At 69.5% G+C, this 23,850-nt stretch carries 21 protein-coding genes; 7 read left to right on the top strand and 14 right to left on the bottom strand.

Going from position 1 to position 23,850, the window contains the following annotated elements:
- The first annotated feature begins 200 nt into the window (after positions 1 to 200).
- From AB0F70_RS14760 to AB0F70_RS14740, 5 genes are all read left to right on the top strand, one after another.
- A complete protein-coding gene (locus tag AB0F70_RS14760; protein WP_357449197.1) occupies positions 201 to 1,217 on the top strand; it encodes a LacI family DNA-binding transcriptional regulator in 1,017 nt (338 codons plus the stop codon).
- A gap of 210 nt (positions 1,218 to 1,427) precedes the next feature.
- Entirely contained in the window at positions 1,428 to 2,444 is a 1,017-nt protein-coding gene (locus tag AB0F70_RS14755; RefSeq protein WP_357449195.1) for an ABC transporter permease subunit, read from the top strand.
- Positions 2,445 to 2,459: 15 nt separating this feature from the next.
- Positions 2,460 to 3,383, top strand: coding sequence for a carbohydrate ABC transporter permease (locus tag AB0F70_RS14750; protein WP_357449193.1), 924 nt, complete (start codon positions 2,460 to 2,462; stop codon positions 3,381 to 3,383).
- A gap of 45 nt (positions 3,384 to 3,428) precedes the next feature.
- Positions 3,429 to 5,180, top strand: a complete 1,752-nt coding sequence (locus AB0F70_RS14745; protein WP_357449191.1) for an ABC transporter substrate-binding protein — start codon at positions 3,429 to 3,431, stop codon at positions 5,178 to 5,180.
- Between the two features lie 128 nt (positions 5,181 to 5,308).
- On the top strand, positions 5,309 to 7,009 hold the full coding sequence (locus AB0F70_RS14740) for an ABC transporter substrate-binding protein (protein WP_357449189.1): 1,701 nt from the start codon (positions 5,309 to 5,311) through the stop codon (positions 7,007 to 7,009).
- A gap of 77 nt (positions 7,010 to 7,086) precedes the next feature.
- Here the strand turns inward: AB0F70_RS14740 and AB0F70_RS14735 are convergent, their stop codons facing one another.
- From AB0F70_RS14735 to AB0F70_RS14715, 5 genes are all read right to left on the bottom strand, one after another.
- Entirely contained in the window at positions 7,087 to 7,734 is a 648-nt protein-coding gene (locus AB0F70_RS14735) for a DUF624 domain-containing protein (RefSeq protein WP_357449187.1), read from the bottom strand.
- Positions 7,735 to 7,758: 24 nt separating this feature from the next.
- Positions 7,759 to 10,278, bottom strand: a complete 2,520-nt coding sequence (locus AB0F70_RS14730) for a glycoside hydrolase family 3 C-terminal domain-containing protein (RefSeq protein WP_357449185.1) — start codon at positions 10,276 to 10,278, stop codon at positions 7,759 to 7,761.
- Between the two features lie 160 nt (positions 10,279 to 10,438).
- Positions 10,439 to 11,038 (bottom strand): GNAT family N-acetyltransferase, encoded by a 600-nt coding sequence (locus AB0F70_RS14725; protein ID WP_357449183.1) that lies wholly within the window; start codon positions 11,036 to 11,038, stop codon positions 10,439 to 10,441.
- Positions 11,039 to 11,125: 87 nt separating this feature from the next.
- Positions 11,126 to 11,743: a DUF402 domain-containing protein gene (locus AB0F70_RS14720; protein ID WP_357449181.1), complete on the bottom strand. Its 618-nt coding sequence runs from the start codon at positions 11,741 to 11,743 to the stop codon at positions 11,126 to 11,128.
- 112 nt (positions 11,744 to 11,855) lie between these two features.
- Positions 11,856 to 13,115: an amidohydrolase family protein gene (locus AB0F70_RS14715; protein WP_357449179.1), complete on the bottom strand. Its 1,260-nt coding sequence runs from the start codon at positions 13,113 to 13,115 to the stop codon at positions 11,856 to 11,858.
- A 235-nt stretch (positions 13,116 to 13,350) separates the two neighbouring features.
- Between AB0F70_RS14715 and AB0F70_RS14710 the strand changes: the two genes are divergently transcribed.
- Positions 13,351 to 14,277 carry an aldo/keto reductase gene (locus tag AB0F70_RS14710; RefSeq protein WP_357449177.1) on the top strand — a complete coding sequence of 309 codons (927 nt, stop codon included), beginning with the start codon at positions 13,351 to 13,353 and terminating at the stop codon, positions 14,275 to 14,277.
- A 63-nt stretch (positions 14,278 to 14,340) separates the two neighbouring features.
- A complete protein-coding gene (locus AB0F70_RS14705; protein ID WP_357449175.1) occupies positions 14,341 to 16,368 on the top strand; it encodes a beta-galactosidase in 2,028 nt (675 codons plus the stop codon).
- Positions 16,369 to 16,448: 80 nt separating this feature from the next.
- On the opposite strand, the gene nucS is transcribed toward AB0F70_RS14705, so the two are convergent.
- The 9 genes from nucS to AB0F70_RS14660 all read right to left on the bottom strand — a co-directional run bounded on the left by nucS (position 16,449) and on the right by AB0F70_RS14660 (position 23,743).
- Positions 16,449 to 17,144 carry an endonuclease NucS gene (gene nucS / locus AB0F70_RS14700; protein WP_357449173.1) on the bottom strand — a complete coding sequence of 232 codons (696 nt, stop codon included), beginning with the start codon at positions 17,142 to 17,144 and terminating at the stop codon, positions 16,449 to 16,451.
- On the bottom strand, positions 17,144 to 17,569 hold the full coding sequence (locus tag AB0F70_RS14695; protein ID WP_357449171.1) for a DUF2550 domain-containing protein: 426 nt from the start codon (positions 17,567 to 17,569) through the stop codon (positions 17,144 to 17,146). The genes nucS and AB0F70_RS14695 overlap by 1 nt, the downstream gene beginning before the upstream one ends.
- Before the next feature lie 12 nt (positions 17,570 to 17,581).
- On the bottom strand, positions 17,582 to 17,842 hold the full coding sequence (locus AB0F70_RS14690) for a F0F1 ATP synthase subunit epsilon (protein ID WP_357449169.1): 261 nt from the start codon (positions 17,840 to 17,842) through the stop codon (positions 17,582 to 17,584).
- Positions 17,843 to 17,948: 106 nt separating this feature from the next.
- The gene (gene atpD, locus AB0F70_RS14685; protein ID WP_357449167.1) at positions 17,949 to 19,430 is read right to left on the bottom strand and encodes a F0F1 ATP synthase subunit beta; all 1,482 of its coding nucleotides are present in this window, start codon (positions 19,428 to 19,430) and stop codon (positions 17,949 to 17,951) included.
- Between the two features lie 98 nt (positions 19,431 to 19,528).
- Complete coding sequence (locus tag AB0F70_RS14680) at positions 19,529 to 20,422, bottom strand: F0F1 ATP synthase subunit gamma (protein ID WP_357449165.1); 894 nt, start codon at positions 20,420 to 20,422, stop codon at positions 19,529 to 19,531.
- A gap of 3 nt (positions 20,423 to 20,425) precedes the next feature.
- Entirely contained in the window at positions 20,426 to 22,054 is a 1,629-nt protein-coding gene (gene atpA, locus AB0F70_RS14675) for a F0F1 ATP synthase subunit alpha (protein WP_357449163.1), read from the bottom strand.
- 56 nt (positions 22,055 to 22,110) lie between these two features.
- Entirely contained in the window at positions 22,111 to 22,923 is an 813-nt protein-coding gene (locus AB0F70_RS14670; protein WP_357449161.1) for a F0F1 ATP synthase subunit delta, read from the bottom strand.
- Positions 22,923 to 23,507 carry a F0F1 ATP synthase subunit B gene (locus tag AB0F70_RS14665; protein ID WP_357449159.1) on the bottom strand — a complete coding sequence of 195 codons (585 nt, stop codon included), beginning with the start codon at positions 23,505 to 23,507 and terminating at the stop codon, positions 22,923 to 22,925. The genes AB0F70_RS14670 and AB0F70_RS14665 overlap by 1 nt, the downstream gene beginning before the upstream one ends.
- Positions 23,507 to 23,743 carry an ATP synthase F0 subunit C gene (locus AB0F70_RS14660; protein WP_119142629.1) on the bottom strand — a complete coding sequence of 79 codons (237 nt, stop codon included), beginning with the start codon at positions 23,741 to 23,743 and terminating at the stop codon, positions 23,507 to 23,509. The genes AB0F70_RS14665 and AB0F70_RS14660 overlap by 1 nt, the downstream gene beginning before the upstream one ends.
- Positions 23,744 to 23,850 lie beyond the last annotated feature (107 nt).

Raw genomic sequence — 23,850 nt, 5'->3', positions numbered from 1 at the left:
CCTCTGCGTCTGGATCGTCGAAGCGTTTCAACACGCTATCCCCAGGCCCTGGCTCGTGTCCAGTGCCCATCGCGAGGCGAGTGAACTAGGCTTCCATCGAAGCGCTTACCTGGGATGCGGCACACTGGTGTGCCCGGTGCCGACGCGCACCGCCTGTCACCGCACAGGGCACACTGCGGCACCGATCCGAGAGGAGCACTGTGGCTACGATCGACGACGTCGCCAAGGCGGCGGGGGTCTCGACCTCAACCGTGTCCTACGTGCTGTCGGGCAAGCGACCGATCTCCGCGCCGACACGGGCTCGTGTCGAACGCGCCATAGACAAGCTCGGTTACCGGCCGCATGCCGGGGCGCGGGCGCTGGCCTCGTCCCGCACCAACGTCATAGCGCTCATGGCACCCCTCCGGGTGGGCGTCAGCGTACCCGTCATCATGCAGTTCGTGGCAGGTGTCGTGACGCGCGCCCGGGACTTCAACCACGACGTCCTGCTCCTCACCCAGGACGACGTGAGCGGCCTCGACCGGGTGACCGGCGGCTCCATGGTGGACGCCCTGGTCATGATGGACATCGAGGCGGACGACCCGCGCGTGCCGGTCGCGGCGGCCGCCAAGCAGCCGACAGTGCTCATCGGCCTGCCGCAGGACCCAGAGGGCCTCAGCTGCGTCGACCTCGACTTCGACGCCGCCGGCCGGCTCGCCGTGCGGCACCTCGTCAAGGCAGGCCACACCGACATCGCGCTCATCGGCTCTCCGCCAGAGGTGCTGCGGCGCCATACCGCGTTCGCCGAGCGGCTGATGCGTGGCTTGCGCGACCAGGCCAAGATCTCGGGCGTGACGGTCAAGGTGGAGGCGTGCGACTCCACGCCGACGGGCGCCTCCGAGGCGGTCGACACACTGCTGGCCACCGCCCCGGAGACCACGGGGATCATCGTCCACAACGAGGGCGCACTGCCCCACGTGCTGGCCCGCCTGGCCGAGCGCGGCGCCGTGGTCGGCACCGACATGTCCGTGGTAGCGGTCTGCCCGACCGACGTCGCCCTGTCCCAGCGGATCCCCATGACCAGCATCGACCTGCCCGCCGAGGACATCGGCAAGGTAGCCGTCGACATGGTGATGGCACGCCTCGAGAGCGAGCAACCGTCGGAGACGAGACTGCTCGCCCCGGTACTCACCGAGCGCGAGAGCTCGGCGGACGGACCCGCGGGCCCGCTCGACTGACAGTCGGCGCTCCCCGCCGGGGAATCCCGCCCTTTCCATTCGCAACGTTTCGATATCGAGCGCGTTCGGCATTCGTCGCCGAACCGTGAACTTTCGGTCATTGCACGGCCAGGCATGCGTCTGGTATTAATGTCGAAGCGCTTCGACGAACCGGCTCCGGTTCGGCGCTCGCACCACACAACGAAGTGGCCGATCACGAGGGAGTGACAGGTGAGCCTCACCCAGGGAGCGCGGCCGGAGGTGCTCGGCGCGGGCATCTCGCCGGGCGCCGGACCAGCCGGTGCAAGCAAGGGCCGTGGTCGCGGCCGACGTCGTGAGCCGCCGTCCCACGGCAAGTCCTCGAGGACGATGTTTCTCGTCATCCTGCCGTTCCTCGTACTCGCGTTCGTGTTCTCCTACCTGCCGCTGCTCGGCTGGGTGACCGCGTTCTACGACTACAAGCCGGCCCTCGGGCTGGGCGGCAGCGAGTTCGTCGGACTGCAGTGGTTCGAGGTCCTGGTCTCGTCCGAGACGCAGCTCAAGCAGCTCGGCCAGGTGATGGCGAACACCCTCGCCATGAGCTTCCTCGGCATCGCGACGTCGCTGCTGCCGGTCTTCTTCGCGATCCTGCTCAACGAGATCCGCGCCAGCTGGTTCCGGAACGCGGTGCAGACCCTCACGACGCTCCCGAACTTCATCTCCTGGGTGCTCGTCTACATGATCGCGTTCTCGCTGTTCTCGTCGTCGGGGCTGGTCAACACCACGCTGCACGACTGGGGCCTGATCACCGTCCCGATGAAGTTCCTGGACACCGACCAGCACGTCTGGCTGACCATGCTCGCCTGGAGCCTGTGGAAGGGCCTGGGCTGGGGCGCGATCATGTACCTCGCGGCCATCGCGGGTATCGACCAGTCGCTGTACGAGTCGGCGCGGATCGACGGCGCCAGCCGGTTCCAGCTCATGCGCTACATCACGTTCCCGATGCTCATGCCGACCTACGTGGTGCTGCTGGTCCTCTCCGTCGCCAACATCCTGAACAACGGGATGGAACAGTTCTTCGTCTTCCAGAACGCCTTCAACAGGGAGCACATCCAGGTGCTCGACCTGTACGTCTACAACGTGGGCATGACGGGGAACAGCCTGTCGCTGGCGACAGTCCTCAGCATGTTCAAGAGCGTCATCTCGCTCGCACTTCTGCTCGCCGCCAACGCGATCGCCAAGCGCGCGCGCGGGTCGTCGATCATCTAGGAAAGGACCGACGTCGTGACCACCACGGACACCGGGCCCACTTGGCGCCACGCCCGCGGCGACATCCCGTTCGCCCTCATCAACTACGCCGGCTTCCTGCTCTTCGCGTTGTTGTGCGGCTACCCGTTCTACTACCTGATCATCAACTCCGTCAGCGCGAACGACATCAGCGCGCTCGGTGACATACGCCTGTGGCCGGTAGGCCTGCACCTGTCGAACTACGAGCAGGTCCTGGGCCTGCCGGGCCTGACGGGCTCGATGCTGGTCTCGATCGCGCGCACCGTGATCGGTACCGGGACCACCGTCCTCGCGTCGGCGTTCCTCGGCTTCATGTTCACGCAGGAACGCCTGAAGAACCGCTCGCTCTGGTACCGGCTGATCATCTTCACGATGTACTTCAACGCCGGCCTCATCCCGGTGTACGTCACGATCCACACGCTCGGGCTGACCAACAACTTCTGGGTCTACATCCTCCCGGCGATCGTGCAGCCCTTCAACATCATCCTGGTCAAGACGTACGTGGAGTCGCTGCCCCAGTCGCTGCAGGAGGCCGCCGAGATCGACGGCGCCGGGATCGTGACGATCTTCTTCCGGATCATCCTTCCGAACATGACGCCGATCCTCGCGACCGTGGCGATCTTCTCCGCGGTGGCCCAGTGGAACTCGTTCCAGGACACGCTGCTGTACGTCACGGACCAGAAGCTCTACCCGCTGCAGTACACGCTCTACACCTATCTCAACCAGGCCAACAGCCTGGCCACGGCGGCGCAGAACGCGCAGGGCAACCTCGGCTCGATCGTCTCCGCCGCCACCACCCAGACGCCGACGTCGATCCGGATGACGGTCGCAGTGATCGTCGTGCTGCCGATCATCTTCGTCTACCCGCTGTTCCAGCGGTACTTCGTCAAGGGCATCATGCTCGGCGCGGTCAAGGGCTGACCGCGTTCCGTGAGAAGCACAAGTGGGAAAACACAAAGGAGTGTCATGAGATCACGCAAGGCAATAGCCATACTGGTGGCTCCGCTGCTGGGCATCCTGTCCCTCACGGCCTGCACGGGCTCGGGAACGGCGGAGGACGCCGAGCCGGTGTCCCTCGACCAGGACTGGGCCGCGGCGGACCCGATCACCATCGACGTCTTCGACGGCCTCGCCAACTACCAGGGCATCGAGAGCGGCTGGTTCGCCAAGATCGTCAAGGACAAGTTCAACATGGAGCTGAACATCATCGCGCCCAACGTGGCAGGCGGCGGTGACACGCTCTACAACACCCGTGTGGCCAGCGGTGACCTCGGTGACCTCATCATCACCGACAAGGGTGAGCGGATGGACGAGCTGACCGAGGGCGGGCTGCTCAAGGACATGACGCCCTACTACGACTCCATGGCGAACGTGCCGAAGTACGACGCGGCGGTCCAGGAGGTCAACGGCGGCAAGGACGGCGTCTTCGGCATCCCGACCCAGCTGTCGGCGCTCAAGCCGACGGAGCCCAACGACGGTGTCGACCCGACGTACGGCGCCTACCTGCGCTGGGACTACTACGCCGAGCTGGGCTACCCGGAGATCAACACCCTCGAGGACCTCCTGCCGGTCCTGAAGGACATGCAGGACGCCCACCCCGAGGCGGACAACGGCAAGCCGACCTATGCCCTCTCCCTGTTCAAGGACTGGGACGGCAACATGATGGTGCTGAGCAAGCAGCCGACCACCCTGTACGGCTACGACGAGGTGGGCTTCGTGCTCGCCAAGGCCGACGGCTCGGACTACCAGAGCATCGTCGACGCCGACTCGCAGTACGTGCGCGCGCTGAAGTTCTACTACGAGGCGAACAAGCTGGGCATCGTCGACCCTGACTCGACCACGCAGAACTACGACACGGTGTTCGCCAAGTACCAGACCGGGCAGGTCCTGCTGTCCTGGTGGCCGTGGCTGGGCCAGTCGGCGTACAACACCGAGCAGAACATGAAGGACGGCAAGGGCTTCATGATCGCCCCGCTGAAGGACCAGACGGTCTTCTCCTACGGCGCCGATGTGTACGGCGGCAAGCAGGTCGTCTCCATCGGCGCGAAGGCGGAGGACCCCGCGCGCATCGCCGCGTTCATCGACTGGCTCTACTCGCCTGAGGGCGTGCAGGCCAACGCGTCGGAGACCATGGGTGCCGCCGGTCCTGAGGGGCTGACCTGGGAGCAGGGTACCGACGGGCCGGAGCTCACCGACTTCGGCCGGAAGGCCATCCTGGAGGGCGGCGCGGACGTGCCGGCCGAGTGGGGCGGCGGCGCGTACAAGGACGGCGGTTCGAGCCTGAACTTCTCCGCGGTCCTGCCGATCGACGAGGACCCGACCACTGGCTTCCCGTACAGCTACAAGCTCTGGCCGAGCTACCAGGAGACCGTCGTCAACCCGCTCACCGAGGACTGGTCCGAGCGCATGGGCGGCCCCACGACGACCATGGAGTACCTGCAGTCCAACGACATGCTGATGGTCGCACCGGGCGCGAGCTTCACCACCCCGACGGACGACTCCCAGATCGAGACGATCCGCAACCAGGTCAAGGCCAGCGTCATCGAGTACTCCTGGAAGATGGCCTTCGCCAAGGACGACGCCGAGTTCGACGCCCTGCAGGCAGAGATGCAGGAGACGGTGAACGGCCTCGGCTACGCGGAGGTCCTCGAGGTCGACATGGCCAACGCCAAGGCCCAGAACGAGGCGCGCGTCGCGGTCGCCAACGAGTTCGGCTGAACCTCACCAATCCGTACCGACGCAGTTCCGTGCCAACGCGGTTCCGTGCGCCACAGTTCCGTGCACCACAAGGGAGTGTCATGAGATCACACAAGGCCACAGCGTTACTGGTGGCTCCACTGCTGGGAGTGTTGTCCCTCACCGCCTGTACGGGGTCAGAGACACCGGAGGACGTCGAGGCGGTGTCGATCGACCAGGACTGGTCCGAGGCCGAACCGCTGACCGTCGACGTCTTCGACGGCGTAGCCAACTACCAGGGCATCCAGGGTGGCTGGTTCGGCAAGGTCGTCAAGGACAAGTTCAACATCGAGCTGAACATCCTCGCCCCGAACGTCGCGGGCGGCGGCGACACGCTCTACAACACCCGTGTCGCGGGCGGCGAGCTCGGCGACCTCATCATCGTCGGCAAGGGTCAGCAGGCCGACGAGCTGGTCGAGGGTGGCCTCATGCTCGACGCGTCCCCCTACTACGAGTCCATGAAGAACGTGGCCACGTACGACACCGCGGTGCAGAAGCTGAACGAGGGCAAGGACGGCGTCTACGCCTTCCCGACCGTGATGTCCTCGATCAAGCCGACCGAGACGTCCGAGGGCGTCGACCCGACGATCGGCCCCTACCTGCGCTGGGACTACTACGCCGACGCCGGCTACCCCGAGATCGGCACCCTCGAGGACCTCCTGCCGGTGCTCAAGGAGATGCAGGACGCACACCCGGAGGCCGACAACGGCAAGCCGACGTACGCCATGTCGCTGTTCAAGGACTGGGACGGCAACCTGATGGCCATGGGCGGGCAGCCGCCGGCCCTCTACGGGTACGAGCACCTGGGCTTCGCCGAGTCCAAGCCCGACGGGTCCGACTACCACGGCCTCCTCGACGCCGACTCGCAGTACGTGCGCGCGCTGAAGTTCTACCAAGAGGCGAACAAGATGGGCCTGGTCGACCCTGACTCGACCACGCAGAACTACGACACGATGTTCGCCAAGTACCAGAGCGGCCAGATCCTCCTGTCCTGGTGGCCGTGGCTGGGCCAGCAGGCGTACAACACCGAGCAGCACACGGCCGAGGGCAAGGGCTTCGCGCTCGCCCCGATGCAGGACCAGAAGATCCTCTCCCGCGGTGCCGAGGTGTACGGCGGCGCGATGATCTTCGGTATCGGCTCGAAGGCCGAGGACCCGGCTCGCATGGCGGCGTTCATCGACTGGCTCTACTCGCCGGAGGGCGTCGAGGCCAACTCCTCCGACAACGCCGGCGCCGGTCCCCTGGGCCTGACCTGGGAGGACGGGGCGGACGGCCCGGTGCTCACGGACTTCGGCAAGAAGGCCATCCTGGAGGGCGACGCGGACGTGCCGGCCGAGTGGGGCGGCGGCAAGTACAAGGACGGCGGCTCGGCCCTGAACATCAGCGGTGTCCTGCAGAACTCCGAGGACCCGCGGACGGGCTACCCGTACTACTACAAGTTCTGGCCGAGCTACCAGGAGACGGCGGACAACCCGCTCAACGAGGACTGGTCCAAGAAGATGGGTGGCGCCAAGACGAACATGGAGTACCTGCAGTCCAACGACCAGCTGCTGATCGCACCGGGTGCGAGCTACACCACCCCGACGGACGACTCCGAGATCGAGACCCTGCGCAACCAGGTCAAGGTCACGATCGTGGAGAACTCCTGGAAGATGGCCTTCGCCAAGGACGACGCGGAGTTCGACGCCCTGCTCGCCGAGATGCAGGAGACGGCGAACGGCCTGGGCTACGAGAAGGTGCTCGAGGTCGACCTGGCCAACGCCAAGTCGCAGAACGAGGCCCGCACCGCGGTCGCCAACGAGTTCGGCTGAGCCTGATCCCGAGTACGAACCGAGCCCCCGCTGACGAGTTGTCAGCGGGGGCTCGGTCCGTTCGCGGCTCTTTCGGGCTACTCGCCGGAGAACGGGCTGACCGGGTCGAGCGCCGTCGGATCATCGCCGCGCCGCCGGAAGACGCTGTGCAGCACCAGCGCGTCCACGTAGGCGCCCACCGAGAAGCCGATGGTCAGCACGAGCACCGCGGCCGGCGGGTACACGTAGAGCAGGCTCACCGTCGCGACCGGCCGCAGCAGCAGCGCGAGCGTCCGCAGCGGCTCGCCGAGCGGCAGCAGCAGGGCGTTGCGCACTGTTCGGCCCAGCGGGTCGGCGTACCGCGCGACCAGCGCCAGACCGTACAGCAGCGCGGCCGCCAGATAGGCGATGAACAGCACAGTTATCGTGCCGACGGCAGTGCCGAGGGCGCTACCGAGCGCCAGCCAGAAGGCCGCGGCAAAGCCCAGCATCACGATCGGCACACCGAACAGCAGCCCGACGGCGCTGCCCCGCCACAGGTTGCGGCGCAGCGCCGTGAGGAACCCCGTGATCAGGTACCCGCGCTCCTCGTCGGCGTACCGCAGCGCCACCTCGTAGAGCGCTGCGGTCGCCGCCCCTGCCGTCACCACCGGTACACAGGCCACGATGTACAGCACGTTGAGCGCGACGAACTGCAGGAACGTCGTCAGTCCCTGCGCGCTGCGGCTGTCGGGGTCGACCCTCATGGCTGCGTACTCATCCCGTGATCCTCACCCGGTCGGACCGGTAACGGTCAGCTCGCCGTGTACCGGAAGGCTCACGCTAGACGCTCCGGCCGCCACGGCGTACGTAGCGGCCACGACCCGGAGATCGCCGTCGAGCAGGCCGGGCGCGTCACCGGACGCCGTCGCCCCGTGCCAGAGCGCGAGACGGGCGGTGTCGAAGGGCACGGCCACCGACGCCGTCTCTCCCGGTTCGAGCCGGACGCGACGGTAGCCGAGCAGCAGCCGCACCGGCGAGTCGGTCCCGGAGGCCCCGAGCGAGTACACCTGCACCAGCTCCTCGGCGGGCCGCGCACCGGTGTTGCGCACCGTGACCGTGGCCGTCACGACACCCTGGCCGGCCAGGTCGCGGGGCGTCAGCGGCGGGTGGTCGCGTGTCGGCGCGGGTGCTGCGACCTCGGCCGCGGAGAGCGACAAACCTTCGTAGGACACCGACGAGTAGGTCAGGCCGTGGCCGAAGGCGAAGGCGGGAACGCCTGCCTCGTCCGCCGGCAGGTGCCGGTAGGTGACCTGCTGGCGGCGCGTGTCGTAGTCGAAGAGGTCGCCCGCCTGCTCCGGACGGGCCGGCCACGTCTGGGCGAGCCGCCCGGACGGCTCGACGGCGCCGGTCAGCACGTCCGCCAGACCGTGCCCGAGCTCCTGCCCGCCGTGGCTGCTCCACACCACGGTGGGGGCGTCGTCGACGCCGGGACCGAGCACGTACGGGTAGCTCGACACGATGGTCAGCACTGCGCGGGGGTTGGCCTCGACGGCCGCACGCCACGTCTCCACCGCCGCGTCGGGCAGCCACAGGTCGGGCCGGTCCTTCGTCTCGCGGCCGTTCAGGTGCGGGTCGTTCCCGACCGCGACGACGACGGCGTCGCACGAGGCCGCCGCCTGGGCCACCAGGGCCGCGCCGGACTCGAGCACGCGGGCCGTGAACCGCTCGGCGTCGGCGAGCGTGTGCCCTTCGGCGCACACCAGGCCGGTGTCGCGCTGCACACGCACCCAGCGGCCGGAGCCGAGGTGCAGCAGGGACCACGAGCCGTCGTCGTGCACATGCTTGCGGAAGCTCTCCTGGACCTCCCAGCCTCCTACCCGCTCGGCGTCGGCTCGCAGCGGCCAGGCTCCCGTGAGCAGGCGGCCAGAGGCGCCCGAGCGCAGCGTGAGCACGCCACCGCCCCAGTCGGTGACGGAGAGGCGGGCGCTCTTGCCGGCAGTAGCCGAGTCCGCGACGACCGCCGCGCCGTCCTCCGTGACGGAGACGTACCGCCCGTTCGACGCACGCAGGGCGACGACGTCCGCGCCGTCGGCCACCACCACGCGGTCCGCGCCGAACGCGACGCGCAGGCCGTCCGCCGGGGTGACCGCGTAGGGCGGGGTGCCCGAGTACCAGTCGGTGAGCACCGCCTCGGCAAGGGGTCCGACGACGGCGACCGAGCCCGCTGCCGGCAGCGGCAGCAGACCGTCGTCGTTGCGCAGCACGACGACGGAGCGGGCTGTCGCCTCCCGCGCGAGCGTGCGGTGCTCGGGCAGGTCGATGTCGTCCGCCGTGATGCCCGCGTACGGGTCGGCGTCACCGTCGAGCTCGCCGCTGCGCAGGCGGAGCTCGAGCATGCGCAGCACGGAGCGGTCGACCTCCTCCATGGTGAGCAGGCCCCGGTCGAGGGCCTCCTGGAGGCGCTGGATGGTGGGGGCCGAGTCGGCGTCGTCGTCGGTGAACGAGTCGACGCCTGCGCGGACCAGCGCGGCGTTGCCGGACGCACGGTCCGCCGCGGCGCGCTGCACGTTGACCACGAACATCGGGGCGGCGGCGTCGGAGACGAGTGCGACCGAGTCGTCGGTCCAGGACCGCAGCTCGGCGAAGAGCTCGGTCTGCAGGTGGGCCGGGGTGCCGTTGACCTGGTTGTACGCCGGCATGACGCCGGCGGCCACGCCCTGCTCGATCGGCTCGCGGAAGGCGGGGAGCTCCTCCTCGTGCAGCGTGACCGGGGTGAGGTTGGAGCTCGTCGAGGACCGGTCGGTCTCGTTGTTGTAGGCGAGGAAGTGCTTGAGCGTCGGCGTGGTCTTCCACACGCGCTCGTGGTCCCCGCGCAGGCCGCGGCAGTAGGCGGTGGCGAGGTGGGCAGTGAGGTGCGGGTCCTCGGAGTACCCCTCCTCGTTGCGGCCCCAGGCCGGGTGCCGGAGCGTGTTCACGACCGGCGCCCAGACGTTCAGGCTCACCGCAGGATCCGCCGCGTGCTTGGCCCGGACCTCGGTGGAGACGATCTCGCCGACCCGGCGGACGAGCTCGGGGTCCCAGGTCGCGGCCAGGCCGACCGGCTGCGGGAACACCGTCGCACGGCCGAGCCAGGCGACACCGTGCAGAGCCTCGCACCCGGTGTGGAACGCGCCGAGGCCCAGCCGGTCGATGACCGGCTGGTGCTGGTGCAGCATCGCCAGGCGCTCCTCCGGGGTGAGCGAGTCGAGCAGGTCGCGGGCGCGCGCGGACACGGGCAGCGCGGGATCGCGGAAGGGGGGCACGTCCATGGGTTCCTCCTTAGGATGCCGCGGCGGTGCGGCCAGGTGTGCAGCTGAGGCACGGTGGGGCGATGCGCTGGCGACAAAACGTCGAAGCGCTTCGACGAAGGTACCCGGCCAAGGGTGGCGAGCGCTACCCGCTCGTCGAAAGTCAGAGACGTCGACGGTGCTACGCGAGCCCCGTGTGCTCGCGGTCGAGGAGCGCGTAGACCACCTCGTTGGACCACACGCCGTCGCGCTGGTCGTTCTCCAGGAGGTGGGCCTCGGGGCGCATGCCGAGCCGCTCGGCCACGCGGACGGAGGCGGCGTTCTCCTCGTCGATCCGCGCGAACACGCGGTGGAAGCCGTACGTGGTGAAGGCGAGCTCCAGGGTGGCGCGGGCGGCCTCGGTCGCGAGACCCCGTCCGCTGACGTCGGGGTGCAGGGCGTAACCGAGCTCGGCCTGCCGCGCGCCGGCCGCCCACTTGAGCATTGCCTCGCCGACGACGCCGCCATCGGCCTCGATCGCCAGCACCAGCACGTCGCCGACCTCCTCGAACGGCGCGGTCGACCAGGTGCTGAGCTTCGCCTGAGCCGTGGGCAGGTCCCACGGCGGCTGGTACATGAACCGCACCACCTCGGCGCGCGAGCGCCAGCCGAGGAACGCCTCGGCGTCGGCGAGGGCTACCGGGCGGAGCCGGAGGCGTTCGGTGACCAGTGGCCACTCGGGAGCGGCAGGGACGGCAGAAGCGGGTACGGCGGGTCTGGGGACGGGCAACGAAGAAGGCACGGTCCGACCGTAGCGCGCAGCCGCGACCGTGCCACCGGTATTACCCGGGCGATCTTCGGATCGGATCCGGCTCCGGCGGGTCGCGCTTCAGCGTGCCTCGAACGGCACTGTCGCCCAGTCGGCAGGCAGGGTGCGGGGCTGCCACGACGGGTCGGGCGTCCAGTCGGCCCAGGCCTTGTCCCACCAGAGCTCGCCGGCGTCGAGCAGGCCGGCGATCCGGTCACCCTCGGCGCGGATCTGCTCCATGCGGCCGGGGTAGCGCGCCGGCCCGGTCTCCTCGAACTCGGGGACGTCCTTGAACTCGTAGGTCTCGGCGTCCGCGGCCCACCAGACGTCGAGCTCGTGGTCGAGCGTGTCGAAGCCGATGGGGGTGCGGCGGGGCGCGTCCTCGAGGTTGAAGTACCAGCCCTGGAAGGCGCGCTGGGGTCCGTCCCAGAACAGGAAGATCGAGTGCTCGATCCCCGTCCAGTGCAGCTCGAGCCGGCCGTGGCCGCGCCAGGTCGTGCTGCCCGCGAGCTTCCAGGGATGCTCCCCCACCGGGAACGCGCCGGTCTCGGGATACGCCATCGGGGTGCCGCCAGGGGTGTAGGTGACAAGCAGGTCGCCGTCGTCCTGGACGCACACCTGTGGCATCGCGATCCACGGTTCGCCGCGCATGATCTCGCGGCGTACCACTGTCTGGCCGGGCTGGAACACAGGCGTCATGCCCGGCACGTTAACAAAGGCCGGTTACGGCCCGGCGACATCGGCGTCAACTCCGTGGCGGTTGCGCGCTATCCAGTCCACACCGAAGTCCACGAGCGTCCGCTGGTACGCCCTACGGGTGACCGACCGGTACGTCGATGCCCTGGCGCAGGACCCGGAGGGGGCGCAGGGTCGCGTCCGTGATCAGGACGTCGGCGCGGGCGCCAGGGTTGAGGCTGCCGACCTCGCCGGTCAGGCCGAGGACGCGCGCGGGCACGGCCGTCGCGGACCGCACGGCATCGACCAGGGGCACGCCACCGGCCACGGCGAGCCGCACGACGTCGATCAGGTGCGCGGTGCCGCCGGCGATCGGCCCCTCTCCCCCGGACTCCGGGCTCCCCTCCTCCGGGACGACCCGCGCTACGCCGTCGAGCACCTCCACGGACATGGGCCCCAGCTCGTAGCGGCCGTCGGCGACGCCCGCCGCCGCCATCGCGTCGGTGACCAGCACCACCTGGTCCGCTCCCACCATGTCGAACACCGAGCGGACCGTCGCCGGGTCGAGGTGTACGCCGTCGCCGATGAGCTCCACGACCATGTCGCCGCGGGCGGCAGCCGCCAGGCAGGCCGCGATGGGGCCCGGCCGGCGATGGTGCAGCGGCCGCATCCCGTTGAACAGGTGCGTCGCGGTCATGGGTCCGAGGGGGCTGCCCGAGGCGGCCAGCCCGGCGGTCACCTGCGCGATCAGCGCCTCGGCCTGCTCGGTGCTCCCGTCGGTGTGGCCGAGCGAGGGCAGCACGCCCGCCTCGACCAGCGCCTCCGCGACGCCGCCGGGACCGGTCACGCCGGGCACCTCGGGTGCGATGGTCATCGTGCGGAGGTATCCGCGGGCGGCCTCGGCCAGGTCCCTGACCAGGTCGACACTGCCTTCTTGCAGGTCAGCCGGGTTGTGCGCGCCCCTGCGGTGGTACGAGAGGAACGGACCTTCCGCGTGCAGGCCCTCGATCTCGCCCGCGACGGCGAGCTCGGCCAGCACCGACGCGCGCGCCAGCAGCACCTCCGGCCGGGCCGTTACGAGCGATGCGAGCAGGGTGGTGGTGCCGTGGCGACGGTGTTCCAGCACGCCCGCCAGCGCGTCGGAGGCAGTGGTCACGTCCGGGAACGAGACTCCGCCCCCGCCGTGGTTGTGCAGGTCCACGAGACCGGGCAGCAGGTACGTCTCGGGGGCGGGCCGCACGGTCTCGACGGCGGGGCCGTATCCGGTCGCCAGGGCGTCGGGCACCGAGCCCGCGAACGTGACGCGACCGCCCGAGGCGACGACGACGCCGTCGTCCACCACCGCGGAGGGCTGGACCAGGCGACCGCGCACCACCAGTGCACCGGAATCAGTCATGCGGACATCCTGCCAGGGTCGTGCGGGATGCCGATCGCCGCGACCTGCGGCGGCCCGACGTGCGCCTCTCCGCGGGGCCCCGCCTTGACAGCCCGCTTTTCGCCTGGCAATGATCCACCTGTTCATCGAAGCGCTTCGCCTGTCGCGAGGACGCTCACCGCACGTCAAGGAAGATGTGAATGATGCGTATGCCCGTCCTGGTCGTCGCCACGTTCTCGCAGGTCCGGGCCGGCTGATGACCGCCACCCTTCCCCACCAGGCGCTCGGCAGCACCGGGCTGCTCGTGCCCTCGGTAGTGCTCGGGACATCCGGTATCGGACGCCGGCTCGACGCCGCCGGGGCGACCGCCCTGCTGCGCGCCGCGGCGACCGCCGGATGGCGCACGTGGGACACGAGCAACGAGTACGGCGACGCCGAGGCGTACATCGGGTCGGCTCTCGACGGGCTGGGCAGTCCGGTGCAGGTGTTCACCAAGGTGGACCCGCTGCCCGGATCCGGCGACTTCTCGGGCGACCGCGTGCGCGCGTCCGTCGCCGAGTCCCGCGAACGCCTGGGCCTCGACCGGCTGCCGCTGGTGCACTTCCACGACCCGGAGCGCATGACGTTCGCCGACGCCATCGCACCCGACGGTCCGGTCCGCGCCCTGCTGGAGCTGCGTGAGGCGGGCGTGATCGAGCACCTCGGGGTGGCCGGTGGGCCGATCGGGCTGCTGCGGCAGTACGTGCGCACCGGCGAGTTCGAGGCCGTCGTGACGCACAACCGCCTCACGCTCCTGGACCGGTCGGCGGAGACGCTGCTGGACGACTGCGCCGAACGCGGCGTGGGCGTCCTCAACGCCGCCCCGTTCGGCGGCGGCGCTCTCGCCGACGACGACGGACCCGTGCGGCACTACCACTACCGCGGCGTCGACGACGTGCAGCGGGACGCGATCCTGAGGATCCGAGGCATCGCCCGTGCGGCGGGCGTCCCCGTGGGCGCGCTCGCGCTCCGGACCGGCGACCGTGACCCGCGCGTCGCGGGGACGATAGTCGGCGTGACGAGCGCCGCCCAGCTCGCCCAGGTGACCACGTGGGCGGACGCCGAGGTGCCGGACGACGTCTGGCCAGAGCTCGACGCCGCGCTGCCCGACCCGGCCCACTGGGCCGGGGAGCTCGGCCGCTGACCTGCCCCGCTGACTTGACCTGTTATCTACCGACCCGACGCTCCACCGACCCGAGGACGACCAATGACGGTTCCCTTCGTACCCGACCGCCTGCTCTTCGGCGGCGACTACAACCCCGAGCAGTGGCCACGCGAGGTCTGGGCCGAGGACATGGCGCTCATGCGCCGGGCAGGCGTGAACACGGTCACGATAGGGGTGTTCTCGTGGGCCGCGATCGAGCCCCGTGAGGGGCAGTTCGAGCCGGGCTGGCTGGACGACGTCGTCGCGCTCCTCGACACGAACGAGATCGGGTTCTTCCTCGCGACCCCGACCGCGTCCCCGCCGCCGTGGTTCACCAGGGCGCACCCGGACGCGCTGCCCGTACGGGCCGACGGGACCTACGTCTCCCACGGCTCGCGGGACACGTACGCCATCAGCGCCCCCGCCTACCGCCAGGCCGCGCGGCGCGTCGCGCGGTTCCTCGCCGAGCGGTACGGCGCGCACCCGCGGCTGCGCGGCTGGCACGTGCACAACGAGTACGGCACGGTCGACCACGGCCCGCACGCGGCGGCAGCCTTCCGCCGCTGGCTCCGGAAGCGGTACGGCTCGATCGAGGCGCTGAACGATGCCTGGTACACGGCGTTCTGGTCCCAGCGGTACGACGACTGGGAGGAGATCCTGCCGCCGCGCACGACGCAGTACCTGGCCAACCCCGCCCACGCGGTGGACTTCAAGCGGTTCTGCTCGGACGAGATGCTGGCGGCCTGCGTCGAGCAGCGGGACGAGATCCGCACGTCCGGCTCGACGGCTCCGGTCACGACGAACTTCATGCAGCCCACCTGGGACCACCTCAACCAGTGGGACTGGAGCGAACAGCTGGACCTCGCCTCCGTCGACCACTATCTCGACACGACCGGACCGGACGGAGAGGCCCACGTCGCATACGGCGCCGACCTCACCCGTTCGTGGGGCGGCGGCCCCTGGCTGCTCATGGAGCAGAGCGCCTCAGGCATCCGGGACGGCGCCCGGCAGGCCTTCAAGGACCCCGACCGGATGCTGCGCAACTCCCTCGGCTACGTCGCGCGGGGTTCCCAGGGGGCGCTGTTCTTCCAGTGGCGCGCTTCGGCCGGCGGCTCCGAGACGTGGCACAGCGCGATGGTGCCGCACGTCGGCCCCGAGAGCCGGACGTTCGAGGGCGTCGTCGAGCTCGGTTCGCTCCTCGGCCGCCTCCAGGAGATCGCGGAGCCGCCGCACGACGGACCGGTCGTCGAGGCCGACGTCGCGATCCTGTGGGACGCGAACGGCCGGTGGTCGCTCCAGACGCCGCACCTGCCGAACGACGACCTCGACTACACGGCGGAGGTCCGTGCGACACACCGCGCCCTGTGGCGTGCCGGCGTCGCCGTCGACTTCCTGCGGCCCGGCGCCAACGCCGCTCGCTACCGGGTGCTGTTCGTCCCGACCCTCATGGCGATGGACTCCGGCACTGTCGAGTGGCTCACCCGGTACGTCGAGGCGGGCGGACAGCTCGTCGTCGGGCGGTTCACCGGGATCGCGGACGAGCACCAGCGAGTGGTCTCCGGCGGCTACCCGGGCCGGCTACGGGACCTCCTGGGCGTCCGGGTCACCGAGCACCACCCGCTCGACCCGGCAGAGACCCAGGAGCTCAGCGACGGGTCGACCGTCGACCAGTGGACCGAGCGGATGGATCCGCCCGAAGGGGAAGTCCTCGCCACCTACGCGCAGGGCGCACTCGCGGGCCTGCCCGCCGTGACCCGCCGCCGTGTCGGCGACGGTAGCGCCACGTATGTCTCGGCGCGGATGGTCCAGGAGTCGTGGGACGCGTTCGTCGCGGCCCGGCTCACGGAGTACGGCGTCGGTCCGGTGGTCCCCGAGGCGGTGGGTACGGGGCTCGAGGCGATCCGACGGCGCGGCGCGGCGGGCACGTACCTCTTCCTGCTGCACCACGGCGACCGGCCGGTCCGGATCACCGGGCCCGGGCACGACCTCGTCACCGACGCGCCGACCGATACCGGGATCGTGGTGCCCGTCGGCGGGTACGCCGTGATCCGGGAGGCGCCCGACGCCAAGTGGTCGGTGACGCTCCAGTAGCCCTCACCCGTTGGTCGAGCTCGTCGAGACCGGTCTCGACGAGCTCGACCAGCGACAGAGGGCTCGACCAGCGCCAGAGGTCAGAAGAGGCGGGTGGTCGGGTCGTCCGCGCCGCGCATGGTGTCGTAGTCCAGGAGCAGGGTGGCTATGCCCCTGTCGTGGGCCAGGACGCGGGCCTGCGGCTTGATCTCCTGGGCCGCGTACACGCCGCGCACCGGGGCCAGCATCGGGTCCCGGTTCAGCAGGTCCAGGTACCGCGTGAGCTGCTCGACGCCGTCGATGTCACCGCGGCGCTTGATCTCCACCGCTACCGACGCGCCGGTGCTGTCGCGGGCGAGGATGTCGACCGGGCCGATGGCCGTGGGGTACTCGCGGCGGACCAGGGTGTGCCCGGCGCCCAGCAGCGCGATCTGCTCGGCGAGCAGCTCCTGCAGGTGCGCCTCGACGCCGTCCTTCACCAGACCCGGGTCGATGCCCAGGTCGTGCGCGGAGTCGTGGTGCACGGTGAACAGCTCGACCTCGAGCCGGTCGTCCGACTTGGCGTGCTGGACGGTCCACACCTCGGTGACGCCGCGTGCGGCGGCCTCCTCGGAGGGCTCGCGCACCGCGAGGGTGCACGGGGGGCTCATCCAGTTGAGCGGCTTGTACGAGCCGCCGTCGGAGTGGATGAGCACGCTTCCGTCAGCCTTGACCACGAGCAGCCGGGTAGCCGGCGGGAGCATCGCGGTCAGGCGGCCCGTGTAGAGGGCGGAGCAGTCGGCGACGACCAGCCGCATCAGAGAACCAGATCCTGTCGTCCGGGAGGGGCGGCCTCGAGCCAGGAGGCGAGGCCGAAGTAGTCGCCGGCAGCGAGGTCGAGCTCGAAGTCGAGCCCGTCGTACCGGCACTGGACGAGGTAGTGGTCACCCTGACCACGCTCGTCCGGGTCGAGCGGGGTGCGACCGGTCACGGTGAGCCGCTCCCGGTACCACGTGCGGGCCGGACGGGGCGCCAGCGACCAGCACCGCCACCACTCGATCCGGCCCACCGCGTACTGCGCGATGCCCGGCGTCCAGGAACCCTCAGGATTCCCGGTCGGCCGGGCACTGCAGTTGAACGAACCTACCCTGCGAGAAAGCGTCCGCAGCCGGGAGATTCCCAGTGCGAGCACCAGCGCGAGCGCGCCGAGCACCGCTATCGCGATCCATATGACGCCGGGCACTCGTGCTCTCCCTCAGACCAGGGAGATCTCGTCGACCACGAGGGTGACGAGGTTGTTGTCGACGGACACAAAACCACCGGTGACCTGGGCCTCCAGGGCCGGCCCTGAGGCCGTCTCCACCTTGATGGTGCCCGGGCGAAGCACAGCCAGCAGCGGCGTGTGGTTCGCCAGGATGCCGATCTGGCCGTCCGCGGACGGCGCGCTCACCTGTGTCGCCGCACCGCTCCAGACCTTGCGGTCCCTGGACACGAGGTCCACGCTCAGCTCTGCCACGAGAGCTCCTTCCGATGTAGCGGGCGCGATGCCGCCCCTTCCAGGTTGCCTGATTCTGGCATGCCCAGCGGGGCGGCATCACGCACGGGGGGAGGCGTCCGAGGCGTCAGGCCCCGTACTCCTTCTGGATCCGTGCCCAGTTCTCCTCGAGCATCTCGAGGCCACCGATGTTGTAGAAGGCCTGCTCGGCGACGTGGTCGAACTCACCGTCACAGATCAGCTTGAACGCCTCGATGGTCTCAGACAGCGGGACCGTCGAGCCCTCCACGTCCGTGAACTTCTTGGCCATGTAGGTGTTCTGGGAGAGGAACTGCTGGACGCGACGCGCACGCGCCACGACCGTCTTGTCCTCTTCCGAGAGCTCGTCGACACCGAGGATGGCGATGATGTCCTGCAGCTCCTTGTTGCGCTGCAGGATCGACTTCACGCGCGTCGCGACGTCGTAGTGCTCCTGGCCCACGTAACGCGGGTCGAGGATGCGGGACGTCGAGGTCAGCGGGTCGATCGCCGGGTAGAGACCCTTCGACGCGATCTCTCGGGAGAGCTCGGTCGTCGCGTCCAGGTGGGCGAACGTCGTGGCCGGGGCCGGGTCCGTGTAGTCGTCGGCAGGCACGTAGATGGCCTGCAGCGACGTGATGGAGTGACCACGCGTCGAGGTGATGCGCTCCTGGAGGAGGCCCATCTCGTCGGCCAGGTTCGGCTGGTAGCCCACGGCGGACGGCATACGGCCGAGCAGCGTGGAGACCTCGGAACCGGCCTGCGTGAAGCGGAAGATGTTGTCGATGAAGAGCAGGACGTCCTGCTTCTTCACGTCACGGAAGTACTCCGCCATCGTCAGCGCCGACAGGGCGACGCGCAGACGCGTGCCCGGCGGCTCGTCCATCTGGCCGAAGACGAGAGCGGTCTTGTCGAAGACGCCCGCCTCGTCCATCTCGGCGATCAGGTCGTTGCCCTCACGGGTGCGCTCGCCGACACCGGCGAACACCGACACACCACCGTGGTCCTGGGCCACACGCTGGATCATCTCCTGGATGAGGACCGTCTTGCCGACGCCCGCACCACCGAAGAGACCGATCTTGCCACCCTGGACGTACGGGGTGAGCAGGTCGATGGACTTGATGCCCGTCTCGAACATGGTGGTCTTCGACTCGAGCTGGTCGAAGGCCGGGGGCTTGCGGTGGATCGGCCAGCGCTCGGTGACCTCGAACTTCTCGCCCTCGGCGAGGTTCAGGACGTCACCCGTGACGTTGAAGACCTTGCCCTTGGTGATGTCACCGACGGGCACGCTGATCGGCTCGCCCGTGTCGGTCACGACGGCACCGCGGACGAGGCCGTCGGTCGGCTTGAGCGCGATCGCGCGCACCAGGGAGTCACCCAGGTGCTGCTCGACCTCGAGCGTCAGCGTGAACGAGTTGTCGACGCCGCTGTTACCCGACAGGTCGATCTCGACGGTGAGCGCGTTGTAGATCTCGGGGATCGCGTCCTCGGGGAACTCGATGTCCACGACGGGGCCGATCACCCGAGCAACCCGGCCGATGCCGGGGCCGCTCGAGTGCTCGACCGTGGATTCCACGGTAGTGGCGGTCATACTTGCCTCGCTTCGGTGGGCCGGAGGGTCCTCCGGCGGGGGATGCTTGTCTGCTGGACAGCCTGGTCGGGCTGGACCTGCTGGTCTGGCCTCAGCGGTCAGCCGGCCAGGGCGTCGGCCCCGGAGACGATCTCGCTGATCTCCTGGGTGATGTCCGCCTGGCGAGCCTGGTTGGCCAGCCGGGTGTACGTACGGATCAGGTCCTCCGCGTTGTCCGTCGCCGTGTGCATGGCACGCTGGCGTGCGGCCAGCTCGGACGCCGCGGCGTCGAGCAGCGACGCGTAGATGCGCTGCTGCACGTAGCGCGGGAGCAGCGAGTCCAGCACTGCCTCGGGCGACGGCTCGAAGTCGTAGAGCGGCAGGGCCTCGTGCTCGTCGGCCGCGGTCACACCCTCGACCACCTCGAGCGGCAGCATGCGCACGACGCGCGGGCGCTGCGTGACCATGTTGACGAACTGCGTCGAGACCACGTGCAGCTCCGAGACGCCGCCCTCGTCCTCGGTCGCGAGGAACTTCTCGAGCAGGGCCTGCCCGATCTCCTCGGCGACCTCGGGCGTCGGGCGCTCCGAGCCGTACGCCCATGACGACACGATGTCGCGCCCACGGAACGAGTAGTACGCGATCGCCCGACGGCCTGCGACGTAGAGGAGGACCTCCTTGCCTTCGGCCCTGAGCTGCGACGTCAGCCGCTCTGCCTCACGGACGATCGATGCCGGGTACGAACCCGCCATGCCACGGTCCGACGAGACGATGAGCACCGCTGCGCGGTTGCCACCCTCCTCCCGCGTGAGCGGGTGGTCGATGTCGGTGTGGCTGGCCACTGCCGACACCGCACGGGTGATCGCCTGCGCGTAGGGGGCTGCCGCTGCAGTCTTCGCACGGGCCTTGCCGATGCGGGACGCAGCGATCAGCTCCTGCGCGCGGAACATCTTCTTCAGCGACTGCGTCGACTTGATCCGTGCCTTGAAGACGCGCTGGGATCCACCGGCCACGGGTCAGGCCTTCTTCTTGACGACGATCTGTGCCTGCTCGACGTCGACCGGCTCGTCGTCGGTGTCGCCACCGACGAGCGCCGTGCCGTCACCGCGCTGGAAGCCGGCCCGGAAGTCGTCGACGGCGGAGCTCAGGGCGTCCTCCGTGCTGGACTCCATCTTGCCGGACTTGAGGATCGTCTCCAGGACGTCCGACTTGCGACGCAGGTGGTCCAGGAGCTCGGACTCGAACCGCTTGACGTCCTCGACCGCGACGTCGTCGAGCTTGCCCTTCGTACCGGCCCACACCAGAGCGACCTGGTCCTCGACCGGGTAGGGCGAGTACTGGGGCTGCTTGAGCAGCTCCGTCAGGACGGCGCCACGCTTCAGCTGCGCGCGGGACGCGGCGTCGAGGTCGGACGCGAACATCGCGAACGCCTCGAGCGAGCGGTACTGCGCCAGCTCCAGCTTCAGCGTGCCGGAGACCTTCTTCATGGCCTTGATCTGCGCGTCACCACCGACTCGGGAGACCGATATACCGACGTCCACGGCGGGACGCTGGTCGGCGTTGAACAGGTCGGACTGCAGGAAGATCTGACCGTCCGTGATGGAGATGACGTTCGTCGGGATGTACGCCGAGACGTCGTTCGCCTTGGTCTCGATGATCGGCAGACCGGTCATCGAGCCCGCGCCCAGCTCGTCCGAGAGCTTCGCACAACGCTCGAGCAGACGGGAGTGCAGGTAGAAGACGTCACCCGGGTAGGCCTCGCGGCCCGGCGGGCGGCGCAGCAGCAGCGACACGGCACGGTAGGCCTCGGCCTGCTTCGACAGGTCGTCGAAGATGATCAGGACGTGCTTGCCCTGGTACATCCAGTGCTGGCCGATGGCCGAGCCGGTGTACGGCGCGAGATACTTGAAGCCTGCCGGGTCGGACGCCGGAGCCGCGACGATCGTCGTGTACTCCAGGGCGCCGGCCTCCTCGAGGGCGCCACGCACGGCGGCGATGGTCGAACCCTTCTGGCCGATGGCGACGTAGATGCAGCGGACCTGCTGCTTCGGGTCGCCGCTCTCCCAGTTCGCCTTCTGGTTGATGATCGTGTCGACCGCGATCGCCGTCTTGCCGGTCTGGCGGTCACCGATGATCAGCTGACGCTGACCACGGCCGATCGGGATCATCGAGTCGATCGCCTTGATGCCGGTCTGCAGCGGCTCGTGCACCGACTTGCGCTGCATGACGCCGGGCGCCTGCAGCTCGAGGGCACGGGTGCCATCGGTCTCGATGGTGCCGAGGCCGTCGATGGGGGTACCCAGCGGGTCGACCACGCGGCCGAGGTAGCCCTCGCCCACGGGGACCGAGAGCACCTCACCGGTACGGCGGACCTCCTGGCCCTCCTCGATGCCGGTGAACTCGCCGAGGACGACCACACCGATCTCGCGGACATCCAGGTTCTGCGCGAGTCCGAGCGTGCCGTCCTCGAAGCGCAGCAGCTCGTTCGCCATCACGCCAGGGAGGCCCTCGACGCGCGCGATACCGTCCGCGGCGTACGAGACGCGACCCACCTCTTCGGCGACCGCTTCCTGGGGCTCGTAGGACTTCACGAAGCTGTCCAGTGCGGCCCGGACCTCGTCCGGCCGGATCGTCAGCTCAGCCATTGCTCTTCTCCTGTCGTGGCCGCGAAAGCCGCGGCGGAAGGTTCATGTTCACGTATTCAGCCGGCCAGACGACGCGAGGCGTCAGCAAGGCGCGACAGGACAGTGGAGTCGACGACGTCCGCGCCGACCTGGATGCGCATGCCCCCGACGATTGCCGGGTCCACGGTGACGTTCAGCTGCACGGGCTTCCCGTACGAGCGCTCGAGCAGCGCACCGAGGCGCTGCTCCTGCTCGCGGGTGAGCACCGTCGCGCTCGTCACGGAGGCGACGAGGCGCTTGCGACGCTCCGCCGCGACCTCGCCGAACCAACCGAGCGTCTGCACGAAGCGACGGCCGCGCGGCGACGACGTCGCCCGCCTGGCCAGGCTCTGGGTCACGGTGTCGACCTTGCCGCCGACCAGCGCGTCCACGAGCGCCACCCGGCGCGCGGGAGCGGTGGTGTTGTCCGAGAGGACCTGCTTGGCCTCACGCTGGCCGCCGAGCGACCGGGTGACCCGGAACAGCTCGTCCTCCACCGTCTCGAGCGCCCCGCGCGCCTCGGCGGAAGCCAGCACGGCGTCCACACCGAGACGCTCGATGGCGTCGGCCAGGTCCGCGTCGCTCGCCCAGCGTGACCGGACGAGTCCGGACACCAGGTCGACCACGCGCTCGTCGAAGTCGCTCAGCAGGTCGGCCACCAGGCCGGCCTTTGCCTCGCCCTCGCGGGAGGGGTCGGCGAGCGAGCGGCGCAGCGCAGCGGAGTCGTCCAGCGCCGACACCAGGGTGAGCAGCTGCTCACCCAGCGTCAGTGCGTCCGCACCTGCGGCACGCAGCACCGGTTCGAAGCGCTCCTGCGCCGCCGTCAGCGATGCCCCGCTCGATCCCCGCATCACGCCTCCTTGTTGCTTGCCACGGCCTGGCTTGCCTCGAGCTCGTCGAGGAAGCGGTCCACCACGCGCGACTGACGGGCCGAGTCCTCGAGGGACTCGCCCACGATCTTCGACGCCAGGTCGGTCGCGAGCGCGCCGACCTCGTTGCGCAGGGACACGGACGCGGCCTGTCGGTCGGCCTCGATCTGGCGACGGGCGGTCTCGGTGATGCGCTCCGCCTCCTCGCTCGCCTTGACCTTGAGCTCCTTGATGATGGCGGTGCCCTCGGCACGCGCCTCCTCACGGACCTGCGCGGCGTCGGCACGGGCCTCGGCGAGCAGCTGCTGCTGCTGCGCCAGGGCCTCGTCGGCCTGCTTCTGGGCTGCCTCAGCCTTTTCGATACCGCCCTCGATGAGGGCGGAGCGCTCGTCGAGCACCTTGTTCATCTGGGGCAGCACGAGCTTGTAGAACGCCGCCGCGATGATCACGAGGACCACGGTCGACCACACCAGGTCGTACGAGGCGGGCAGGAACAGGTCGATACCCGCAGGCCCTTCCTCCGTCTGCGCTACCACGACACCGGCAGCGCCCGGGAGCGCAGCCATCACGCGGCGGGGAAGAGGAAGCCAGCGACCAGGCCGAGCAGCGCGAGCACCTCGACGAACGCGACACCCAGGAACATGGTGGCGCGGAGCTGGCCGGCGACCTCGGGCTGGCGAGCCATGCCCTCGATCGTCTTACCGATGAGGATACCGAGACCGATACCAGGGCCGGTGGCGGCGAGGCCGTAACCGACAGCGTTCAGGTTACCGGTGACCTCGGCGAGAGTGGTGACGTCCACTTGCGTCTTCCTTCCGTTGGGCGCCGAACCGGACGGTTCGGCGTCGCATGGTGTGCGAAGGCGCTGGTGCGCCCGTCGCGGGTTTTCCAGGTGAAGCCGTTAAGCGC

This window comes from Promicromonospora sp. NPDC023805 (assembly GCF_040639635.1).
Classification (GTDB): Bacteria; Actinomycetota; Actinomycetes; order Actinomycetales; family Cellulomonadaceae; genus Promicromonospora.
The sequence above is the reverse complement of the archived record's forward strand: the minus strand, read 5'-3'. Positions and strand labels throughout refer to the sequence as shown.